21 protein-coding genes are annotated in these 19,172 nt (G+C 63.4%); 5 read left to right on the top strand and 16 right to left on the bottom strand.

The genetic code is table 11. The features are described from left to right. The first annotated feature begins 102 nt into the window (after nt 1-102). Complete coding sequence (gene mutL / locus EOB49_RS18580) at nt 103-1,977, top strand: DNA mismatch repair endonuclease MutL (protein ID WP_127381840.1); 1,875 nt, start codon at nt 103-105, stop codon at nt 1,975-1,977. Here mutL and EOB49_RS18575 read toward each other — a convergent pair. From EOB49_RS18575 to EOB49_RS18560, 4 genes are all read right to left on the bottom strand, one after another. After that, on the bottom strand, nt 1,926-2,417 hold the full coding sequence (locus EOB49_RS18575) for an EamA family transporter (RefSeq protein WP_127381839.1): 492 nt from the start codon (nt 2,415-2,417) through the stop codon (nt 1,926-1,928). The two genes, mutL and EOB49_RS18575, sit on opposite strands and share 52 nt — an antisense overlap. Before the next feature lie 12 nt (nt 2,418-2,429). Beyond that, complete coding sequence (locus EOB49_RS18570) at nt 2,430-2,756, bottom strand: hypothetical protein (protein ID WP_127381838.1); 327 nt, start codon at nt 2,754-2,756, stop codon at nt 2,430-2,432. 57 nt (nt 2,757-2,813) lie between these two features. Beyond that, nucleotides 2,814-3,689, bottom strand: a complete 876-nt coding sequence (locus tag EOB49_RS18565) for an alpha/beta hydrolase (protein WP_127381837.1) — start codon at nt 3,687-3,689, stop codon at nt 2,814-2,816. A gap of 85 nt (nt 3,690-3,774) precedes the next feature. Then, entirely contained in the window at nt 3,775-4,668 is an 894-nt protein-coding gene (locus tag EOB49_RS18560) for a DMT family transporter (protein ID WP_127381836.1), read from the bottom strand. A gap of 91 nt (nt 4,669-4,759) precedes the next feature. On the opposite strand from EOB49_RS18560, the gene EOB49_RS18555 reads away from it, so the two are divergent. Continuing rightward, nucleotides 4,760-5,686, top strand: a complete 927-nt coding sequence (locus EOB49_RS18555) for a LysR family transcriptional regulator (RefSeq protein ID WP_127381835.1) — start codon at nt 4,760-4,762, stop codon at nt 5,684-5,686. A gap of 42 nt (nt 5,687-5,728) precedes the next feature. Here EOB49_RS18555 and EOB49_RS18550 read toward each other — a convergent pair whose 3' ends face one another. After that, nucleotides 5,729-6,364, bottom strand: coding sequence for a hypothetical protein (locus tag EOB49_RS18550; RefSeq protein ID WP_245472751.1), 636 nt, complete (start codon nt 6,362-6,364; stop codon nt 5,729-5,731). Nucleotides 6,365-6,441: 77 nt separating this feature from the next. Between EOB49_RS18550 and EOB49_RS18545 the strand changes: the two genes are divergently transcribed. Continuing rightward, complete coding sequence (locus tag EOB49_RS18545; protein WP_031213688.1) at nt 6,442-6,675, top strand: DUF2093 domain-containing protein; 234 nt, start codon at nt 6,442-6,444, stop codon at nt 6,673-6,675. Here the strand turns inward: EOB49_RS18545 and lpxK are convergent. From lpxK to EOB49_RS18515, 6 genes are all read right to left on the bottom strand, one after another. Beyond that, nucleotides 6,672-7,697 carry a tetraacyldisaccharide 4'-kinase gene (lpxK, locus tag EOB49_RS18540; protein ID WP_127381834.1) on the bottom strand — a complete coding sequence of 342 codons (1,026 nt, stop codon included), beginning with the start codon at nt 7,695-7,697 and terminating at the stop codon, nt 6,672-6,674. The two genes, EOB49_RS18545 and lpxK, sit on opposite strands and share 4 nt — an antisense overlap. Nucleotide 7,698: 1 nt before the next feature. Further along, entirely contained in the window at nt 7,699-9,015 is a 1,317-nt protein-coding gene (waaA, locus tag EOB49_RS18535; protein WP_027038607.1) for a lipid IV(A) 3-deoxy-D-manno-octulosonic acid transferase, read from the bottom strand. Further along, nucleotides 9,012-9,803: a lysophospholipid acyltransferase family protein gene (locus EOB49_RS18530; protein ID WP_013532344.1), complete on the bottom strand. Its 792-nt coding sequence runs from the start codon at nt 9,801-9,803 to the stop codon at nt 9,012-9,014. Before EOB49_RS18530 ends, waaA begins: the two co-directional genes overlap by 4 nt. A gap of 5 nt (nt 9,804-9,808) precedes the next feature. Continuing rightward, the gene (locus tag EOB49_RS18525; RefSeq protein ID WP_127257990.1) at nt 9,809-10,054 is read right to left on the bottom strand and encodes a DUF4170 domain-containing protein; all 246 of its coding nucleotides are present in this window, start codon (nt 10,052-10,054) and stop codon (nt 9,809-9,811) included. Nucleotides 10,055-10,157: 103 nt separating this feature from the next. Continuing rightward, nucleotides 10,158-10,961: a 3'(2'),5'-bisphosphate nucleotidase CysQ gene (locus tag EOB49_RS18520; RefSeq protein WP_127266859.1), complete on the bottom strand. Its 804-nt coding sequence runs from the start codon at nt 10,959-10,961 to the stop codon at nt 10,158-10,160. Beyond that, nucleotides 10,948-12,291: a TldD/PmbA family protein gene (locus EOB49_RS18515; protein ID WP_127381833.1), complete on the bottom strand. Its 1,344-nt coding sequence runs from the start codon at nt 12,289-12,291 to the stop codon at nt 10,948-10,950. Before EOB49_RS18515 ends, EOB49_RS18520 begins: the two co-directional genes overlap by 14 nt. Before the next feature lie 167 nt (nt 12,292-12,458). Here EOB49_RS18515 and EOB49_RS18510 point away from each other — a divergent pair, with 167 nt between their 5' ends. Continuing rightward, a complete protein-coding gene (locus EOB49_RS18510) occupies nt 12,459-12,875 on the top strand; it encodes a VOC family protein (protein WP_013532348.1) in 417 nt (138 codons plus the stop codon). A gap of 23 nt (nt 12,876-12,898) precedes the next feature. Here EOB49_RS18510 and EOB49_RS18505 read toward each other — a convergent pair whose 3' ends face one another. Together EOB49_RS18505 and epmA are read right to left on the bottom strand one after the other, a co-directional pair. Next, the gene (locus tag EOB49_RS18505) at nt 12,899-14,149 is read right to left on the bottom strand and encodes an FAD-dependent oxidoreductase (protein ID WP_127381832.1); all 1,251 of its coding nucleotides are present in this window, start codon (nt 14,147-14,149) and stop codon (nt 12,899-12,901) included. A 113-nt stretch (nt 14,150-14,262) separates the two neighbouring features. Continuing rightward, complete coding sequence (epmA, locus tag EOB49_RS18500) at nt 14,263-15,303, bottom strand: EF-P lysine aminoacylase EpmA (RefSeq protein WP_127381831.1); 1,041 nt, start codon at nt 15,301-15,303, stop codon at nt 14,263-14,265. Between the two features lie 117 nt (nt 15,304-15,420). Between epmA and efp the strand changes: the two genes are divergently transcribed. Next, a complete protein-coding gene (gene efp / locus EOB49_RS18495; protein WP_027038615.1) occupies nt 15,421-15,990 on the top strand; it encodes an elongation factor P in 570 nt (189 codons plus the stop codon). A 32-nt stretch (nt 15,991-16,022) separates the two neighbouring features. On the opposite strand, the gene EOB49_RS18490 is transcribed toward efp, so the two are convergent. The 3 genes from EOB49_RS18490 to EOB49_RS18480 all read right to left on the bottom strand — a co-directional run bounded on the left by EOB49_RS18490 (nt 16,023) and on the right by EOB49_RS18480 (nt 19,060). After that, nucleotides 16,023-17,393 carry a DGQHR domain-containing protein gene (locus tag EOB49_RS18490; RefSeq protein WP_245472750.1) on the bottom strand — a complete coding sequence of 457 codons (1,371 nt, stop codon included), beginning with the start codon at nt 17,391-17,393 and terminating at the stop codon, nt 16,023-16,025. Further along, nucleotides 17,326-18,084 carry a Dam family site-specific DNA-(adenine-N6)-methyltransferase gene (locus EOB49_RS18485; RefSeq protein ID WP_127381829.1) on the bottom strand — a complete coding sequence of 253 codons (759 nt, stop codon included), beginning with the start codon at nt 18,082-18,084 and terminating at the stop codon, nt 17,326-17,328. Before EOB49_RS18485 ends, EOB49_RS18490 begins: the two co-directional genes overlap by 68 nt. Nucleotides 18,085-18,196: 112 nt before the next feature. Further along, nucleotides 18,197-19,060: a patatin-like phospholipase family protein gene (locus EOB49_RS18480; RefSeq protein ID WP_127381828.1), complete on the bottom strand. Its 864-nt coding sequence runs from the start codon at nt 19,058-19,060 to the stop codon at nt 18,197-18,199. Nucleotides 19,061-19,172 lie beyond the last annotated feature (112 nt).

Raw genomic sequence — 19,172 nt, 5'->3', positions numbered from 1 at the left:
CCCTCTGGCAGGCCGCAGGGAGGTGCTGTCTCGCCAGCCTATCCACTGTTCCGCAACACCGAATCCTTCCGCATCCGTCTCGAATCCGCCTATAGTGCTGCCATGCCCATCCGCCAGCTTTCCGAAACGATGATCAACCAGATCGCCGCCGGCGAAGTCATCGAGCGTCCGGCGAGCGTCGTCAAGGAACTGGTTGAGAATGCGCTCGATGCCGGCGCTTCGCGCGTCGAGATCGTCACAGCCGGCGGCGGGCTGAACCTGATCCGCGTCACCGATGACGGCTCCGGCATTCCCGAACGGGAGCTGGCGCTGGCGATCGCACGTCATTGCACCTCCAAGCTCACCGAGGATATCAACGACATCCGCTCGCTGGGCTTCCGCGGCGAAGCGCTGCCGTCGATCGGCTCGGTGTCGCGACTGTCGATCCGCTCGCGCACGGCAGCAAGTGACAGCGCCGCCGAGATCGGCATCGAGGGTGGCCGCGTTCTGCCTGTCAGGCCGGCGGCGGCCAATCGCGGCACCACGATCGAGGTGCGCGACCTGTTCTTCGCAACGCCGGCCCGGTTAAAGTTCATGAAGGGCGAACGCGCCGAAAGCTCGGCCACCAGCGATGTGGTCAAGCGCATCGCCATCGCCTTCCCCGCCGTGCGCTTCACGCTGGCCGGCTCGGACCGCTCGACGCTGGAATTGCCGGCGGCGGATGAAAGCGCGGAAGGCAGCCTGCGCCGTGTCGCCCAGGTGATGGGCACCGACTTTCCCGACAATTCGGTTGCCATCGATGCGATGCGCGAAGGCGTGCATCTGACCGGCCACGTGTCGATCCCGTCCTTCACCCGCGGCAACGCGCTGCAGCAATATGCGTATGTGAACGGCCGCCCGGTGCGCGACAAGCTGATCGCCGGCGCCATACGCGGTGCCTATGCCGACGTCCTACCGCGTGACCGCCATGCGGTGACGGTGCTGTTCCTGACGCTCGACCCGGCCATCGTCGACGTCAATGTCCATCCAGCCAAGGCCGATGTGCGCTTCCGCGATCCCGGCCTTGTGCGCGGATTGATCGTCGGGGCAATTCGACAGGCACTGGCCGATGCCGGCGTCCGCGCCGCCACTACGGGTGCCGCCGGCATGATGGCGGCGTTCCGGCCAGGGGCCGCATCCTACGGCCACGGCGGACCGGCAAACGGCCACCGCAGCTACGACGCGGCCTACCGCGCGTCGGGCCCGTCCGGCTTCGATCCCGTCCGGTCGTCGCAGCGACCGCTCGATACGGGTTTCGAGGGTGCGGGCTTCGAGCAGCGCGGCTTGCGTGAAAACGAGCAAGCGGCTTTCGATGCCGGTCCGCTTGCCAGCGCCGATGCACGCGCAGGGCAGGATGAAGCGGCCGAGACCCTGCTCGGCGCGGTGCTGGGCGCGGCGCGCGCCCAGGTGCATGAGAACTACATCGTCGCCCAGACCAGGGATTCGCTCATCATCGTCGACCAGCATGCGGCGCATGAACGGCTGGTCTACGAGGCGCTGAAGAATGCGCTGCACTCGCGCCCGGTGCCCTCGCAGATGCTGCTTTTGCCCGAGATTATCGACCTGCCGGAGGAGGATGCCGAGCGGCTTGCGCTGCATTCGGAAACGCTGGCCCACTTCGGTCTCGGCATCGAGCGCTTCGGTCCCGGCGCCGTCGCGGTGCGCGAGACACCGTCGATGCTGGGCGAGACCAATGTCGGGCAATTGGTGCGCGACCTCGCCGACGAGATCGCCGACAACGACACGGTCGACACGCTGAAGGAGCGGCTGGACAAAATAGCCGCGACCATGGCGTGCCACGGCTCGGTGCGCTCCGGCCGCCTGCTCAAGGCCGAGGAGATGAATGCCCTGCTGCGGCAGATGGAGGCGACGCCTGGCTCGGGCACCTGCAACCACGGCCGGCCAACCTATATCGAACTCAAGCTGGCGGATATCGAACGGCTTTTCGGACGGCGATAGCCGCCCGAACCGCTTCCCGCGCCAAGCCGCGTCCAGAACAGCCCAACCAGCCCGATGCTGCCGATAGCGAGCGCGGAAGCGTGGCGCCAGGTCGGCCGCTCCTCGCCGGTGAATGCGGCAATCGCGAACAGCAGGATCGGAATCAGCGCCAGGTTGACCAGCCCCGACAATCCCGAGGGCACGTGCTGCATTCCCCAGAAAAGCAGACCGTAGGTGCTGGTGTTGACCAGCAATGCCGAGATTATCGTCCGCCCCGTTCGCCCGTGGGCGAACGCCGCGCCGGCTCCACGCACCGCTGTTGCCAGAAGCGCGGCGGTCAGCAAATAGCGTGCCGCCGCCAGCAGGAGCGGAGGCACGTCATCGAGACCGAGCTTGATCGCCGCCCAGGTCAGACCCCAGATCAGCGACATCACCGCGAAGAAGGCGAGATTGCGAACCACCAAATTCGCCGTTCAGCGCAGTCCCTGGCGATCGACGAGTATCCGGTGGATGTCGATCCGCTCCGGCAGTTCGATCAGGAACTCGGGATCGCGGTCCAGTTGATGGACTTTGGTCGGTTCGCCTTTGGTAAAGGCGGTCATCGCCTGCATGTCGGCCCAATACGAGATGGTTGTGAACCACGTCTCGGCATCGCGGTCCTCGCGCAGCAATTGGACGCCAAGCGCTGTCTTCTCGAGGGGCGGAATACCCTCGGCACGCAGGTATGGCTCATAGGCGTCGGCAACGTCGCGGCGGGTGCGGCCGCGCCAGATGCGCGCGATCGTCGGTTTGGTCGGCATGAGGTTCTCCTTCAGTCAGGCGGACAGCAAACTGAGCATGGCGGACGCCGGCTGTGATCAGCCGTGAACACGAGCCAGGAAATCGCGGACCAGCGGCAGCGCGTCGTCGAAATGTGTCTCCAGCAGCCAGTGACCCGCCCCCTCGATCAGATGCAGTTCCGCATCGGGCAGATCGCGATGATAGGCCCGTGCCGACGCCGCGGGCATATAGCCATCCTCTGGCCCCCAAAGGACCAGCGTGGGCGGATGGTGTTCACGCAAATAAGCCTGGTAGCGCGGAAACCAGGTGAGATTGGCTTCCAGCTTCTCCATCAGACCGACGGCGATCTGCCGACGAACCGGCGTGTTCATCAATGGCCAGTGGAGGCTCCAGAGATCGGGCGGCACGCGCGTGGCGACGTCGTCAGACACTTCCCCGATGAACTCGGCCCGGAACCCGTCCTCACTTACCGCGGCCTCGAGCGGACGGTGCTTGTCGGGCGTCTTGTCGGTCCACCAAGCCTTGATCGTGGCGTATTTGGAGCCAAGCACGTCCTCGTAGATGTCGCCGTTCTGGATGATCAGGGCGCTGATCCGCTCCGGGTGCGAGATCGCATGCCGGAGTCCTATCTGCGAGCCGTAATCATGCAGCCACAAGGCGTAGCGTTCGAGACCGAATTCATCGGCAAGTTTGGAAAGCACGTCGCAATAGGCGTCGAAATCATAGCCAAAGGCGGCCGGATCTGGTGTGCCACTGTATCCGAAGCCCGGCCAGTCGAATGCAATCGTTCGCCAGCGGTCGGCGAGCGCCGGCATCAGTCGGCGGAATTGGAACGAAGAGCAGGGATAGCCGTGCGGCAACAGCAAGACAGGTGCTTCTGGCGGCCCTGCCTCGCGATAGAAAATGGATAGATCACCCAGTTGCATGCGTCGGTGCGTCGTTGCACCCGGCATTCGGACCTCCGTCGAATAAACACCGGCTAAACGCGTTTGACCGAGGCATCGTTCCCGAATGAGGGAAGCGGACGGCCGGCAATATTCATCTCTTCAAATTCACCACGATGACACCGCCCAGCGCCAGCGCGCCGCCGATTATGCCGAGCAGCGTGGGGACTTCGCCCAGCCAGAAGAAGCCGATCAGCGCGGACATCGGCGACACCAGATAGAGGAAGTTGGAGGCACGTGCGGCGGGCAGACGCGACAGTGCGGTCGCCCAGGCGGCATAGGCGATCAGGCTGGGCACGATGCCAAGAAAGATGACGGCGCCGAGGCCTGCTGTGTCGGCAACCGCCGCCTGCGAAAAGGCCGACGGCAGGAAGGGCGCCAGGCATAGTGCGCCGAGCACCATGTTCGAAGCGGAGATGGTCAACGGATGATGGCGGGCAAACAGCGGCTTCTGGACGATGGTGTTGACGGCCGAGCACAAGGCCGAACCAAGCACCAGAAGAGCACCGCTGTTAAAAGACAGTCCATTCCCGTCGGCCATGGCGATGACGCCAATGCCGGCGAAGGAAATCACCGTGCCGGCCCAGGCCATGCCCGAAAAGCGCTCGCCCAGCAGGACCATCGCCATGATGGCGGTGAAGATCGGGCTGACATTGATGATGAAGCCGGCGGCACCGGCAGAGACGGTCAGTTCGCCGAAATTGAGCATGACGGTGTAGAGCGCGACGAAGATGGCGCCGCCAAAGACCAGGCGCCACACTTCGTCGAGCCTTGGCAGCGCCGGGCGCTTGATGGCCAGGAAGATCGCCGCCGGCACCGCGGCGATGGCAAAGCGCAACGCGCCGAGTTCCAGCGGTCCGAAGGCAGCGAGACCGGCGCGGATCGCCGGAAAGGCGGAGGCCCAACCAACCACCGTCAGCGCGACAGCAATGGCTGCCGTGGTGTCCATCCGCTGTGTCGAATTCAACGTGCCCGTCATTGCGTTCATCTCACTGCCCTCGCATTCTTCGGTCCTGAAAGGCAGAAAACGCCATTTCAGGCCAGTTGACAAACGACCAAATCGAGGATCACCTGTGACTATGGATCACAGCTCGGACACAATGGTACCGCTCGAAACACTGCGCGCCTTCGATGCGGCGGCGCGAACAGGCAGCTTTTCGGCGGCCGCCGAAAAGCTCAACATCACCCATGGCGCCGTCAGCCGGCAGATCGCCAAGCTCGAGGACTGGCTGGGATTGAAAGTCTTCGACCGTGGGGCGCGCGGCGTCTCGCTGACGATCGAGGGCAACCGGCTGCATCTGCGCACGGCGGAAGCCTTTGCGCTGATATCGACCCATTCCGACCGCTGGGTCGAGCCGCGTGGCACGGCGGTGGTGCGGCTGACCTCGATCCCCTCGGTCAGCGGGCTGTGGCTGATGCCGCGCATGGCGGCTCTGGAGAACAATCCCTCGAAGCTGCGCATCGTGCTCGATGTCGATATCCGCCAGGCCGACCTTGCCGATGAGGGCATCGATCTCTCCATCCGCTGTGGACGCGGCGGCATTCCGGGCCGCGTCTCGGTGCAGCTTTTCGAGGAACATGTCTTCCCCGTCGCGTCACCCGAGCTTGCCTGCGAGATCGGCCGCGGCGACCCTGCCCGGCTGCTCAAATATCCGCTGATCAACGATTCCGACGCGTCTGCCTGGCGCGCCTGGTTTGCCGCGCAAGGCATGGATTATCGCCCGCGCCCGCAGGACCGTCGCTTCGAGGACTACAATCTGGTGCTCGACGCCGCCGCCTATGGGCTCGGCATCGCGCTGGCACGCCCACCCCTGACCGGGCATCAATTGCAATCGGGCCGCATCACGCCCGTCGATGAGCGCACCGCGCTCAATCCGGTGTCCTACTGGCTCGACCGGCCGATCGGGCGGCCGCGTACCGCAGCCGCCGACCTCGCCCGCCGCATCGCGGCGGAGGCCGGGCTGGCGCCGGAAAAGATCGAGGCGTTCATCGAAGCCGAGCGGTAGGCCTTCCGCCGGGCATATATCGAGAACCAGCCGATTCGAAGCTCAGCGAAGCAACAACAGAACGAACCCAAGGATCACGGTTCCCAGCAAACCGGCCACTATCGAAACAAAGCCGACCTTCACCAGCAAGTGCTCAGGGTTCGGCGCCGCACCATGGGATTGATTGACCGGCCTGTGCCTGCCCGCCAATGCACCCAAAGCGGCAGCGTTGCGCGGGACTGGAGCCTGCGGCGGGATAAGCGACAGCAATGACAGCCCCGCAACCTTGGCAGGAGCATTATCATTGGCCGTTGTCGAAGGCGGCAAGAAGGCTCGCGGCGTTTCGGCTTCGGGTTTTGCCTTTCTCGCCGCGATCGTTGCCAACGCCGCCTCTTCGCCCGTCTCAAGTTGGGCAAGATAGGCATCGACGATGCCAGCCGATGCGATCTGCTGCGATTTGACGGCCATTGGCGCGGCCGGCAAAGTCAACAGCGCTGGCGCTGTCTGTTGTGCGAGCAGAGACGGCGCCGGCGGTTGGACCAGCGCCTTGACCAGTGCCGTCATGACTGGATCAGCCTGCCCCGAGGGCACGGCCTGCGGCGTCATCACTTCCCTGAGCAAGGCGGCAAGACGAGTGGAGGAAATGTCCATTGCGGCCCACCAACACCATTTTTCCGCCTCACAATAAGCGTTCAGCATTGTCTCAGGCTTGTCGCATGCTTGACCTCGCCGGGAATTTATGGCGATGAAATCCTCATGAACCCTGGCGTCCCCGCATGATGAACCGTTTCGAAGGCCCCGGCGGCAAGGAAGCCCGCATCCGCTATCTGGATGGCGACTTCCAGGTTACCAGTCCCGGCGCGTTCGTGCGTTGCGCGGTGACAGGCGAAAGCATTCCGCTCGACGAGTTGAAATACTGGAGCGTCGCCAGGCAGGAGCCCTACATCAGCGCCACCGCCTCGCTGCGCCGCGAAATCGAGATGCATCCGGAGCTGCGTAAACGCGGTTAACCCTTCAGCTTGCGCTGGCGCCAGGCATCGAGCGTCTCGTCGATGATGCGCTCGGGAACGTGATCGAGTTCGAAGACAGTGTCGATCTCCAGCACCTCGAGCCGGTCGAGAAAGTCCTGTGAGGCGCCGTGGCGCAGTCGGGCGGCGTCCTTGGCGGTGGTGATGAGCACCAGCCCTTCGGCGCGTGCGGTCGCCACCAACTCGGCAAGTTCGTCCTCGGCATAGAAATGATGGTCCGGAAACGGCCGCGTCAACGCCAGTTCGCCGCCGGCTTCGCGCACCGTGTCGAAGAATTTCTCGGGATGGCCGATACCGGCGAAGGCGAGGAACCGCTTGCCGGCAAGCCCTGCCTTGCCGCTTGGCTCTGTATGGGCCTCGAAGATCGGCCGGCCGGCGCGTGCCGCCTGGCGGACCACGCTGTCAGCGGCAGTGCCCTCGCCCATTTTCAACAGCCCGCTGGTGAAGACCAACTGGTCGACGATTTTGGCCCTGAGCGGCCCGCCCGGAATGACGCGGCCATTGCCGATCCCATAGCGCGCGTCGACGACGACCAGCGCGTAGTCGATGTGGATGCGGGCGCTCTGGAAGCCATCATCCATGATCAGGAAATCGCAGCCATTGCGTTCCAGCAGCAGCCGGGCGCCGGCGGCGCGGTTCGGTGTCACCGCCACCGGCGCGTGCTCGGCGAGCAGCAGCGGTTCGTCACCGACGTGCCTGGCACTGTCATGGTCGATATCGACGACATGCGGCTCGGCGAACGAGCCGCCATGGCCGCGCGACAGGAAGCCTGGTTTGAGATGCATTCGCTTCGCCTGCTCGGCGAGCGCGATGGCCACCGGTGTCTTGCCGGTGCCGCCAACCGTGAAATTGCCGATGCACAGAACGGGTGCTTCGATCTTCTCGCGCTTGGCCCGCCGCATGCCGCGGCCGGCGGCGGCCGCATAGATGGCCGATAGCGGCGACAGTGCCAGGACCCGCCAGTCCGGCTCTTCCCACCAGAATGGTGGTGCTTCGGAGGCCACGCTAGCGACCGTTCGCGCCCTTCAGGCGCGACTTGACGACCAGCGGCTGGATATAGGGCTCAAGCGATTTCAGCGTGCGCGCCAGCGCGCCACGCATCTCGTCGACGGTCGCCACACCCGCCGCCATCATCTCGTGGCGCGCCACTTCGTTGGTCAGGAGGAAATTGACGGCGCCGGCCAGCATGTCGCGATCGCGCACCAGCTTGGCGCCGCCGCTGTCGAGGAGACGCTGGTAGGCCTCGCGAAAATTCTGAACATTGCGCCCGGCGAGAACCGCCGTGTCGAGCATGGCCGGCTCCAGCGGGTTCTGGCCACCCTCGGAGGTCAGCGAGCGGCCGACGAAGGCGATTTCGGTCAGCCGGAGATAGAGCCCCATCTCGCCGATCGTGTCGCCGAGCAATATATCCGTGTCGGCGGCTATCCTGTCGCCCTTGCTGCGTCGCGCGACCTTCAGGCCCATGCCGGAAATTTGTGCCGCAAGCGCCTCGCCGCGATCGGGATGACGCGGAACGACGATCGTCAGGAGACCATGGTGGCGCTTGTGCAGCGTCGCGTGGACTTCAGCCGCGACCACTTCCTCGCCGTCATGGGTCGAGATCGCCGCCCAGGTCGGGCGCGTGCCGATCTGCCGCCGCAGCGTCGCCAGCGCCCGTTCGTCGACGGGCGGCGGCGAGGTATCGACCTTGAGATTGCCCGACACGGTGACCGGCCGGGCGCCGAGCGCCAGAAACCGCTCGCCATCGACATCCGACTGCGCCACGACGTGAGCCAGGTTCTCGAACAACGCCTCGGCGATGTTGGCCCGTTTCTTCCACGACTTGAACGAGCGGTCGGACAGCCTGCCATTGACCAGCACCTGCGGCACGCGGCGCGCGCCAAGCTCGAGGATGGTCATCGGCCAGATCTCGGATTCGGCGATGATCGCCAGATCCGGCTGCCAGTGATCGAGGAACCGGCTGACCGCCGGCTTGAGATCGAGCGGTACGTATTGGTGGATGATCCGATCACCGAGACGCTCGTCGGCGACCTGCGCCGAGGTGACCGTGCCGGTCGTCAGCACGATGTTGACGCCGTAGTCGAGAATGCTTTCGACCAGCGGCACGACGGCGATGGTCTCGCCGACGCTCGCGGCGTGGATCCAGATCACCGGCCCGTCGGGGCGCGCGCGGCCGGCGACGCCATAGCGCTCGCGGCGGCGGTAGCGGTCTTCCTTGCCGCGCGAGGTGCGCCAGGCCACATAGGGCCCGACCAGCGGATAGGCGGCCGCACCCGCGAAACGGTATGCCGACAGCATGGCTCGCGCCCAGCGGCCGCTCATCGCGGGGCATCCACGAGACGGTAGGCCTCGGCGGTCGCGGCATTGAGCGCGGTCGTCACTTCCTGGCGCTTGCGCTCCATTTCGGCGTCATCGGCGCCGGCCGCCACGAAGATCGGCTGACCGATGACGATCGACGAACGGCCGAACGGCAGGTTGATGGTGGTCTTGTCCCAGCTCTTCTCCAGTACCTTGCGGCGGCTGGTGGTGATGGCGACAGGCACAAGCGGCCGGCCCGAGAGGCGCGCCAGGAGAACGATGCCAAGCCCTGCGTCTCGCGGCGTGCCGTGCGGAATATCTGCGATCATGGCGACGTTCTTGCCGACGGCGAGCGACTTTTTCAGGGCGATAAGCGCTTTTGCCCCACCCTTGTCGAGGTGCCTGGCATTTTCCCGCCCGCCGGAGCCGCGCACAGCCTCGATGCCGAATTTTTCCAGCATCAAAGCGTTGAGCTCGGCATCGGCACTGCGCGAAACCATGGCGACCAGCGGCTTGCGCTTGGGGTAATAGGCCGGCGTCAGCAGATGCTGGCCGTGCCACAAGGCGATGATGCCAGGCTCGAATTCGGTATAGGCACCGCCCGAAAACCGTGCCGATCCCTCGACGACGCGATTGGTGAGGCGCACGAAGCGCACGAACTGGGCGAACAGGCTGGCGATTGCGTTCTTGACGAATCGCGACTGCGCCAGCGGTTGGCGAATCTTGCGCCAGAACGCCTTGGTCGTGCGGCTGCGTCCCCTGCCCGTGGGCGCGGCATCGCTTGCTGGCCCTTTCGCCAGGTCATGCTCCATCGAAGTCAACCGGCAGCCTTGTTGTCGGGGTCCAGCAGCCGGTGCAGATGAACGACGAAGTAACGCATGTGGGCGTTGTCCACGCTGGCTTGCGCCTTGGCTTTCCACGCCGTGTGCGCGGATTGATAGTCGGGATAGATGCCGACGATATCGAGGCCCTCGAGATCGCGGAATTCGGTGCCGCCAAGCTTCTTGAGTTCGCCACCGAACACCAGATGCAAAAGCTGTTTCTTTCCGTCTTCCGCGGCCATGTCGGTCCTTCACATATCGTGAGTTTGTCACAGGTCTAGACCAAAGCCGCCAACTTTGGAACCTTTAGGGCGAGATGAATTCATCTCGCCGGGGAAAACGCCTTCACGCGTCCAGGCCGGCGATGACGCCGGCGAGCACGGCCAGCAATTCACCGCTGCCGGCAGCAAGGGCGCCGTGACGGGTCACCTCGCCGGCATAGAGCGGAGCGCGGCCGTGCTGGTCGAGCAGCTGGCCGCCGGCCTCGCGCAGGATGAGGTCGGCCGCCGCGATATCCCAGTCATGCGCATTCGGCTTGACGAAAGTGGCATCCAGCGCGCCATTGGCGATCATCGCCAGCCGATAAGCCAGCGAAGGGCTGTAGGGCGCTCGCTTCAGCCGCGCCTGCCATTCGGCCGGCATCAGGTCGGTCAACTGCTTCAGCCCGGAAATCTCGGCCGTTTCCGCAAGCTTGCGAACCGCAATGCGCTTGCCGTTGCGGAAGGCGCCCTGGCCGGGCAGCGCCCAATAGGTCTCCTCCATCGCCGGGCATTCCAGCACGCCGGCCAGCGTACGGCCACGCTCGACGACGGCGACGCTGACGCACCAGGTGCGCTGGCCTTCCAGAAAACCGCGCGTGCCGTCGATCGGGTCGACGACGAAGGTGCGGCGTGCCGAAAGCCGGACCGGATCGTCGACCGTCTCTTCCGACAGCCAGCCATAGTCCGGCCGCGCCGCCAGCAGCGTTTCGCGCAGATAGGCGTCGGCGGCATGGTCGGCCTCGCTGACCGGCGATGTGCCGCCCTTCATCCAGACTTGCGGGCTGTTGCCGAAGTAGCGCATGGCGATGAGCCCCGCCTCGCGGGCAGCATCGCGCAGCAGCGGCAAATCTTCGGTGGCCCCGGCTATGGTCAAGTCATGCTCCGGCAAGGGTCATGCCTTCGATCAGGAGCGTTGGGGCGGCGGTGCCGAAATTACGGTCGAGGTCATCGGCCGGCACCATGTTGAGGAACATGGTCTTCAGGTTCGAGGCGATGGTGACCTCGGCGACCGGATAGGCCAGCTCGCCGTTCTCGATCCAGAAACCCGAGGCGCCACGGCTGTATTCGCCGGTGACCATGTCGACGCCCTGGCCGAACACCTCGGTGACATAGAAGCCGGTCTTGAGCGATCTGATCAGCTCTTCCGGCGACCGCTCGCCCGGCTCGATGGCGAGATTGGTGGAGGATGGCGTCACGGAAGAGCCGCCGCGGGCGCCGCGGCCGTTGGTGACGAGGCCCAGTTCCCTTGCGGCCGAGGTCGACAGGAACCAATGGTTGAGCACGCCCTTCTCGACCATCAACAGCTTTTCGCCTTCGACGCCTTCGCCGTCGAACGGCCGTGAGGCCTGGCCACGCAACCGGAGCGGCTCGTCGGTGACGGTGATGGCGGAGGCGGCCACCTGCCTGCCCATCATGTCACGCAGGAACGAGGTCTTGCGCGCGACCGAGGCGCCGTTGATGGCGCCGGCCAGATGGCCGGCGATGCCGCGCGCGACGCGCGGGTCCAACACCACGTCGACCGGCCCGGTCGCTGCCTTGCGCGCGCCGATGCGGCGCACCGCGCGTTCACCGGCCTTGCGGCCGATGTCCTCGGGCGCATCGAGATCGGCAAAGTGCTGGCGCGATGAGAATTCATAGTCGCGCTCCATGCCGGTGCCCTCGCCGGCGATGACGCTGGCCGAGCGCGAGAACCGCGAGCCGACATAGTGGCCGAGGAAGCCGTGCGAGGTGGCCAGCACCAGGCCGCCGAGGCCGGCACCGGCGCTGGCGCCGGCCGAATTGGTCACGCCCTTGACGCCAAGCGCTGCCGCCTCCGCCGCCAATGCGGCTTCCTTCAACTGGTCGGCGGACACCTCGGTGGCGTCGAATAGATCGAGATCGCGTGTCTGTTTGGCCAGCAATGCCGGGTCGGCCAACCCCTGATAGGGATCCTCAGGCGAGACTCTCGCCATGGAAACAGCGCGTTCGGCCAGCGTTTTCGGGTCGGACGCCGCTGTCGCCGAGACACTCGCCACGCGGCCGCCGACGAAAACACGCAGCGCCACATCCTCGCTCTCGGAGGCTTCCGTAGCCTCGACCTTGCCGAGACGCACCGACACGCCGGTCGAGCGGCCGCGCACGGCCACCGCGTCGGCGGCATCGGCGCCGGCCTTCTTGGCAGCCTCGACCAGGGCCGCGACGCGGTCGGTCAATTTTGCTGCGTCTGATATATCGGTCATGCCTGAAATCCTGCTGGTGCGGCCGGTGTGCGGCCGTTGCCCACCCATCTATTGTTCCGGTCCGGCTTGTGCAATGGCATAGGCTTCAATCAAAATGCAGGGTGGGCGGTTCAAAACCGCGAACCCTGTGACGCAAAATCGGTTCGCAGCTTGCACGGAGCATTTCGATGACGCCTTTCCATCTCGCCTTCCCGGTCCGTGATCTCGATGAAACCCGCGTTTTCTATGGCGAGGTGCTGGGCTGTGCGATCGGCCGTTCATCGGCGACCTGGGTCGATTTCGACCTTTACGGCCACCAGATGTCGGCGCATCTGCGTCCGCAGGCCGCACAGGCCCCCAGTGACGGCAAGGTCGACGGCATTGTCGTGCCGATCCCGCATTTCGGCGCCGTGCTCTTGATGGACGACTGGCAGCGCCTGGCGACGCGGCTGGAGGCGCGTGACGACATCGACTGGCTGGAACGGCCGATGGTGCGTTTCAAGGGCGAGCCCGGCGAACAGGCAACGCTTTTCATCCGCGACCCCTCGGGCAATGCCTTGGAATTCAAGGGTTTTCGCTCGCTGGAGCAGGTTTTCGCGCACTAACTCAGATCGAGGGCATCGGTCGATCAACGGCCGAAACGGCCCGCCGCGAAAGGTGCGAGCCGAGCCGGATCGCCGCGTCCGCCGATCAAGTCGGCGACCAGCCGCGCGGTGATCGGAGCCAGCGTCAGGCCGAGATGGCCGTGCCCGAAAGCATGAATTACGCGGGAGCTGCCGCGCGAAGCGCCGATGACCGGCCTGGAATCCGGCAGGGACGGCCGGAAGCCGAGCCATTGCGAGGCAGGCGAGCCGAGCCTGGGAAAAATTTGCCTGGCGCCACGGTCAAGCAGCGCCAGCCGGCGCGGATTTGGCGGCGCGACCAGGCCGCCGAGTTCGACGGTGCCGGCGACCCGCAAGCGGCCCGCCATCGGCGTCAGGTAGAAACCAAGATCGACGGGACAGACAGGTCGGTTGAGCAGCGGCGCTTCGGTCTGGAATTCCAGATGATAGCCGCGCTCGGTCTCGAGCGGAATCCTGTCGCCGGCCTGCGCGGCCAGTGCGCGCGACCGTGCACCGGCGGCGATCACCACCGTGCCAGCCTTGATGCGAACGCCGGGTCCGCTGAGCTGGACACCGTCACCCTCGACCTGCAGTCCGGTGATCTCAGCCTGCTTCACCGATGCACCACGGGCACTCACCGCGCCCAGCAACCGCCGCATCACCATTGCCGGATCGGTGACATTGATCGAGTCGGGAAAATACACGCCATGCGCTGCTGTCGCCGGCAGGCCCGGCTCAAGCGCCGCCACCTGTTCGGGAGTCAGCACCTCTTGGTGGATGCCAAACCCAGCGCGCATTGCCCGGCCGCCGGCGCCAGCGGCAAAATCGCTCTCGCGGCGATAGAGGTAAAGACAGCCATTGCGGCGCAGCTGGTCCTCCAGCCCGGCCTCCCCGGCCATGTCTTCCCAGGCCGGGAGGGCGTCGGCCAGCAGTCCGGCGAGCGCCAGCGCATTGGCCCGGGTGGCCGCCGGCAGCGATTGCCGCATGAACCGAACGAGCCATGGCGCCAGCTGCAGCAGCGCCGGCCAGCGCAGCGAAAACGGGCTGTCGGGATCAAGCAGCAGCTTTGGCAACGCCCGCAGCACCGCAGGAGTGCCGACCGGCATGCAGGCATATTCGGCGATCGTTCCGGCATTGCCTGATGACGCGCCGGAGCCCGGCTCGTTCGGATCGATGAGCAGGATTTCGCGGCCGTCCGCGACAAGGCGAAGTGCCGTCGCCAGCCCGACAACTCCGGCGCCGACAATGGCGATTTCGACCGTTTCAGAAGCAGCCACTGTAGATCTTCCCGATTGACCGTGAAATCCAGTACCGATCATGTGGTCTCTTGGTTCGGGGTCACGGTCCAGTCTTGATCCCTGGAATCGAATAGGCCAGATCTTTCCGCGCCTCAGGCAACAGGCGTCCAGATCACGTCCTCGATTTTTTGCGCGCCGGTGGCCAGCATCGCCAGCCGGTCGAAGCCGAGCGCGATGCCGCTGGCCGGCGGCATGATGGCAAGGGCGGCGAGGAAATCCTCGTCCAGCGGATAGCGCTCGCCATAGATGCGCTGTTTCTCATCCATCTCGATGACGAAGCGCCGGCGCTGCTCCTTGGCGTCGGTCAGCTCGCCAAAGCCGTTGGCGAGTTCGACGCCGCAGCAATACAGCTCGAAGCGCTCCGCCACGCGTGGGTCGCGCGGGCTCGGCCGCGCCAATGCCGCCTCGGTCACCGGATATTCGCACAGGATGGTCGCGCGGCCCTGCCCGAGGAACGGCTCGACCTTTTCCACCATCACCCGGCTGAACAGGTCCGCCCAGCTGTCGTCCGGCGCGGTGCGCAGGCCGGCCTGGGTCAAGGCGGCGTACAGCGCGTCGCGGTCGGTGCTGCCGTCGGCGGCGACCGTGGCCAGCAGATCGATGCCGGCATGGCGAGAGAAGGCATCCGCCACCGTCAGCCGTTCAGGTTCGGCAAACGGATCGCAGTCGCGGCCCCGGAAAGAGAAAAGAGTAGCCCCTGCCCTTGTCGCGGCCAGCGCCAGAAAGGCCGCACAATCCAGCATCAGGCTCTCATAGGCCTCGCCCACCCTGTACCATTCGAGCATGGTGAATTCGGGATGATGCAAGGGGCCGCGCTCGCGGTTGCGATAGACCGGGCCGAAGCTGAAAATCCTGACCTCACCGGCGGCGAGCAGCTTCTTGCAGGCAAACTCCGGCGAGGTGTGGAGATAGAGCGGCGCCCTTGCACCGTCCGGCCCGATCGCATCGGTGGCGAAAGCCGCCAGATGCGCCTCGTTGCCGGGTGAGACCTGTAGCGCGGCCGTCTGCACCTCGACGAAATCATGGGCGGCGAACCAGTCGCGCAAGCTGGCGGCGATGCCGTTGCGCAGCATCAGCCGCGGGCGGCGGTCTGCATGAACGTCAGGCGTCCACCAGGGCGAAGCTTCGGTCATGCGGCTCGGATCATGGTGGAAGGGGGCTGGCGGCGGCGGCCAAGATGCGCTAGGCCCCCATCCAGCGCCGCACAAGCTGGCAAACGCCAGTCAACTCTTCTTGCAGGATTTAAAACCGTGGTGAAAGTCATCGCCAGTTCGCTCCGCAAAGGCAACGTCGTCGACAAGGACGGCAAGCTTTATGTGATCCTCTTTGCCGAAAACATCCACCCAGGCAAGGGCACGCCGGTAACGCAGCTCGATATGCGCCGCATCGGCGACGGGGTGAAGGTCTCGGAACGCTACCGCACCACCGAGCAGGTGGAGCGCGCCTATGTGGAAGAGCGCGAGCACACGTTCCTGTATCGCGACGGCGAAGGCTTTCATTTCATGAACCCGGAAAGCTACGACCAGGTCGCGGTGTCGGAAGCCGTGGTCGGCGACATGGCGCCCTACCTGCTGGAAGGCATGGCCGTGCAGGTGTCGCAGTTCAACGGCATTGCCATTTCCCTGGTGCTGCCGCAGCGCGCCACCTTCGAAGTGGTCGAAACCGAGCCGACGACCAAGGGCCAGACGGCCTCGTCATCCTACAAGCCGGCCGTGCTGTCCAACGGCGTGCGCACCTTGGTGCCGCCGCACATCGCGCCAGGCACCCGCGTGGTGGTGATGACGGCCGATGGGGCTTATGTGGAGCGGGCGAAGGACTGATTTCCAGCCGATTCCCCCTCTGGCGATTCGTGCTAATCGTCGGCTTGGGCTTCAAGTTCGCTTCCAGAGTTACGAGAGGCGATATCTGTATGGTCTCCTAGAATAAGCCAATCGTGGATCGCAGCTACGTAATCTGCGTCGTCTTTCGAAACACTGTATTCATGATCGGCGTTATTTCTAATACCATTCATCTTAACGAGCCAGCTCGTCTTATCCTCTTTCTTTTTGGACTCTTGGCCCGGGATAGTGAAGCTCTTCTGGAAAAGCGTGCTCCATTGAGCGCCATGCATGACTATTTCTCGGATGTGAATCAAATTCAAGCAATCCCAAGGAGTCTTTTCGTCCTCATCTTTTTCGATGAGGCGGTTCTTCTTTGCTGCTTCAGTAGACAGATGAGTGAATAGCTTTTCCGGAAGTCCTTTTTTCAACCACATGGCACCGTGCTCGTGCATGAGAAGCTGCTTCACGTCATCGCGAAGCTTTATTTCTATGTCAGCCACCCTGGAGTAAGTTTCCACATTGTATAGCTTTGACTGATCCCGCCAGTACTCTTTTAAGCCAAGTGGGTTGAAATCCTCGCGAGCATCATTGATTGCTCTCTGGAAAATTCTCCGGAGGCGAGTCGGAGCGCCGCTACCATACTTCTTTCTTAGTTCTGCTCTATCTGGCTCGGTCAATTTCCGAAAGTACGGCTTCAGACCATCAAGGTACGTCGCTGCCTTTTCAAGGATACTATCTGGGTTTTCTGTCAGAGGCTTTATCTGTGCCGTGCGATCCATGTGCTCCAAGACATCGCCGAAAACCATGATGAGAGCGGTCACCCCATCATTGATGGTTAGGAGGCCACCATCCTTTGGGAGCCGCATCCATTCGACTTCGTATTCTGTCGCTATGTATATGAAGAGAGCTGATAGAACTCGCCTTAATTTCTCAACTGTGGCCGCGCTGTCGCCAGTATTGAACAAGCCTTGCTCGCGCACCGAGTCCTTCGTGAACTTCCCAACAAATTTGGTCTGATTCAAACCTCGCAAAATAGCTTCCAAGGTTATTACTCTGATGTCAGTCCTCTGATCCTCCCCCACCAGAACACGGTTAAAAAGAGGAGAAGTGACGTTCTCTCCGAGTTCTTGTGCAAGCTGTTTCTTTATTCCTTCGGCCCTTTCGGCCAAATTTTTTGAGTCCCACTTCAGATCTGCATCCAAAGTGTGCTTGAGGTTCTTAGAGACCGCTTTCTGGTTCTCATTGATCTCCATGAACAAGCGGAGCTGCTCTTCTCTGGGTAAATCCAAGAACGCGACCACAGGCACGCTATTGCTGCCGGAATATTCGCTGTCGCTATAGCCATATAGGCGGTGTTGCCCATCGATCACATATAGGGATCGATATTGAGGCGGGAGATGCAAAATTCCCGCTCGCGAAGACGCACCCGGGATTGGAGATCCAAATGGCTCGAAACGAGCCTTGATCATCGATAGAAAATAGAGATTTATTGTATTTTATAAAGCCATTGTTGTTATGAGAAACCGTATATGGCGGATCAATAAACACGAGATCACCAGCTGCCACGTCGCCGATCGTTTCAGCAAAATCTTTACTCTGAAGTACGGCGACAGACAAAGCCTTTGAAGCAGAACGAATTACATTTTCGTCTAGAAATTTCTTTGTACGGCTTCCGTAGGGAACATTGTAAACACCTTTAAGATTTACACGGTAGATCCCATTGAACGAAGTTTGATTCAAATAGACAAACTGAGCCGCTCGTTCGAAGCGGTCCTCCGATTTCAAAGCGCGAATCCGGTAGTACTCATCGGAGGTGTTCTCATAAGATCGCATCTGCTCGATAACACTGTCACAATCATCTTTGATGCTTTGATAGGTTTCAATCAGAGCTTCATTCTTATCAGAGAGGTAAGATACGACGTTAGTGGCGGCCGCAAAAAAGAAGGAGCCGCCACCGAGAAAAGGCTCGTGATACCGAGTAAACGATATCGGTCCGAATATGTCCTCGAACCGACGAACGAGCCACGATTTTCCACCTGCCCAGCGCAAGAAAGCACGTGGTGAAATACTGTCGATTTGAACTTGCGAATCCATATAGCCCCCCTCTCACGCTATGAAACGGCGCAGTTAAGGTCAAAGGTTTATTGTCAATATTCCGTCAGAGATTGATGGGGTCACAGCGCGAGATTTCAACGGCAAACCGCCCTCACCCAGCCAGCCGCTTCCCGCGCTTGCCCTTCCCACTCCTCGCCTCAACCACCTTCTCCACCTGCCGCTTCAGCTCGTCCTTGATATCCACCGTCTCGTTCATCAAAGCATCGATCTTCAGGAAATCCAGGACGCGGTATCTCGACACTGCCGGGCGGACGAGGATGTCGGGGCGGCATTGTTTCAGCTTGTTGGCGGTGATCGACTGCATCATCAGCTGCGTGGCGCCGAACATCAGGTCGACGGAGGTCGGCTGTTTGCGGTCGGCCTCTTCCGGCGCGCCGACCACGTCGACGCCGATGATGATGTCGGCGTCGTTTTCGATCAGGTCGAACGGCACGGGGTTGTAGATGCCGCCGTCGATCAGCAGCCTGCCGTCGCGCGTCACCGGCCGGAACACGGCGGGGATGGCGGCCGAGGCCGCCAGCGCCGAGTGCAGGTCGCCGTCTTCGAAGACAGCCAGCTTGTGGCCGAAATAGTCGGTCGCCGTCACCTTCAGCGGGATTTGCAGCTCGCCGAAGGTTTCGGGAATGGCTTCGGGCAGAAAGGCTTTCAGGATGCGCTCGACGTTGAACTGGCTGACGCGGATGCCGCCCTGCATGGCTTCGGCGATGGTGCCCGGCCGCGCCCGCCACATGCGGCTCGCCACTTGGGCGCGGCGGCCGAGGATCGAGCGGGCATAGTCGTGGATGTCCTTGCCGGTCATGCCCGATGCCATGCCGGCGCCCATGATGGCGCCGATCGACGAGCCGGCAATCGCCACGGGCTTGATGCCCAACTCGTCCAGCGCCTCGATGACATGGATATGCGCCAACCCGCGCGCCCCGCCGCCGCCGAAGGCGATGCCGAAGCTAGGCGCCATGGTGCGCGGCTCCTGCCTCGTTTCTGGCCGGCGACGGAGACCGCCAATTGTTGAAGTTGGCGCCGCCCCTCACCTGCCTGCCGGCATCCTCTCCCCGTATAGTGACGGGGAG

The organism is Mesorhizobium sp. M7A.F.Ca.MR.148.00.0.0, assembly GCF_003997735.1.
In the GTDB taxonomy this organism is placed as follows: Bacteria; Pseudomonadota; Alphaproteobacteria; order Rhizobiales; family Rhizobiaceae; genus Mesorhizobium.
The sequence above is the reverse complement of the archived record's forward strand: the minus strand, read 5'-3'. Positions and strand labels throughout refer to the sequence as shown.

Coding starts and splice junctions, on each gene's coding strand:
- mutL (WP_127381840.1), top strand. CDS start 103: ATGCCCATCCGCCAGCTTTCCGAAACGATGATCAACCAGATCGCCGCC.
- EOB49_RS18570 (WP_127381838.1), bottom strand. CDS start 2,756: ATGCCGACCAAACCGACGATCGCGCGCATCTGGCGCGGCCGCACCCGC.
- EOB49_RS18565 (WP_127381837.1), bottom strand. CDS start 3,689: ATGCCGGGTGCAACGACGCACCGACGCATGCAACTGGGTGATCTATCC.
- EOB49_RS18560 (WP_127381836.1), bottom strand. CDS start 4,668: ATGAACGCAATGACGGGCACGTTGAATTCGACACAGCGGATGGACACC.
- EOB49_RS18555 (WP_127381835.1), top strand. CDS start 4,760: ATGGATCACAGCTCGGACACAATGGTACCGCTCGAAACACTGCGCGCC.
- EOB49_RS18550 (WP_245472751.1), bottom strand. CDS start 6,364: ATGCTGAACGCTTATTGTGAGGCGGAAAAATGGTGTTGGTGGGCCGCA.
- EOB49_RS18545 (WP_031213688.1), top strand. CDS start 6,442: ATGATGAACCGTTTCGAAGGCCCCGGCGGCAAGGAAGCCCGCATCCGC.
- waaA (WP_027038607.1), bottom strand. CDS start 9,015: ATGAGCGGCCGCTGGGCGCGAGCCATGCTGTCGGCATACCGTTTCGCG.
- EOB49_RS18530 (WP_013532344.1), bottom strand. CDS start 9,803: ATGGAGCATGACCTGGCGAAAGGGCCAGCAAGCGATGCCGCGCCCACG.
- EOB49_RS18525 (WP_127257990.1), bottom strand. CDS start 10,054: ATGGCCGCGGAAGACGGAAAGAAACAGCTTTTGCATCTGGTGTTCGGT.
- EOB49_RS18515 (WP_127381833.1), bottom strand. CDS start 12,291: ATGACCGATATATCAGACGCAGCAAAATTGACCGACCGCGTCGCGGCC.
- EOB49_RS18510 (WP_013532348.1), top strand. CDS start 12,459: ATGACGCCTTTCCATCTCGCCTTCCCGGTCCGTGATCTCGATGAAACC.
- epmA (WP_127381831.1), bottom strand. CDS start 15,303: ATGACCGAAGCTTCGCCCTGGTGGACGCCTGACGTTCATGCAGACCGC.
- EOB49_RS18485 (WP_127381829.1), bottom strand. CDS start 18,084: ATGGATTCGCAAGTTCAAATCGACAGTATTTCACCACGTGCTTTCTTG.
- EOB49_RS18480 (WP_127381828.1), bottom strand. CDS start 19,060: ATGGCGCCTAGCTTCGGCATCGCCTTCGGCGGCGGCGGGGCGCGCGGG.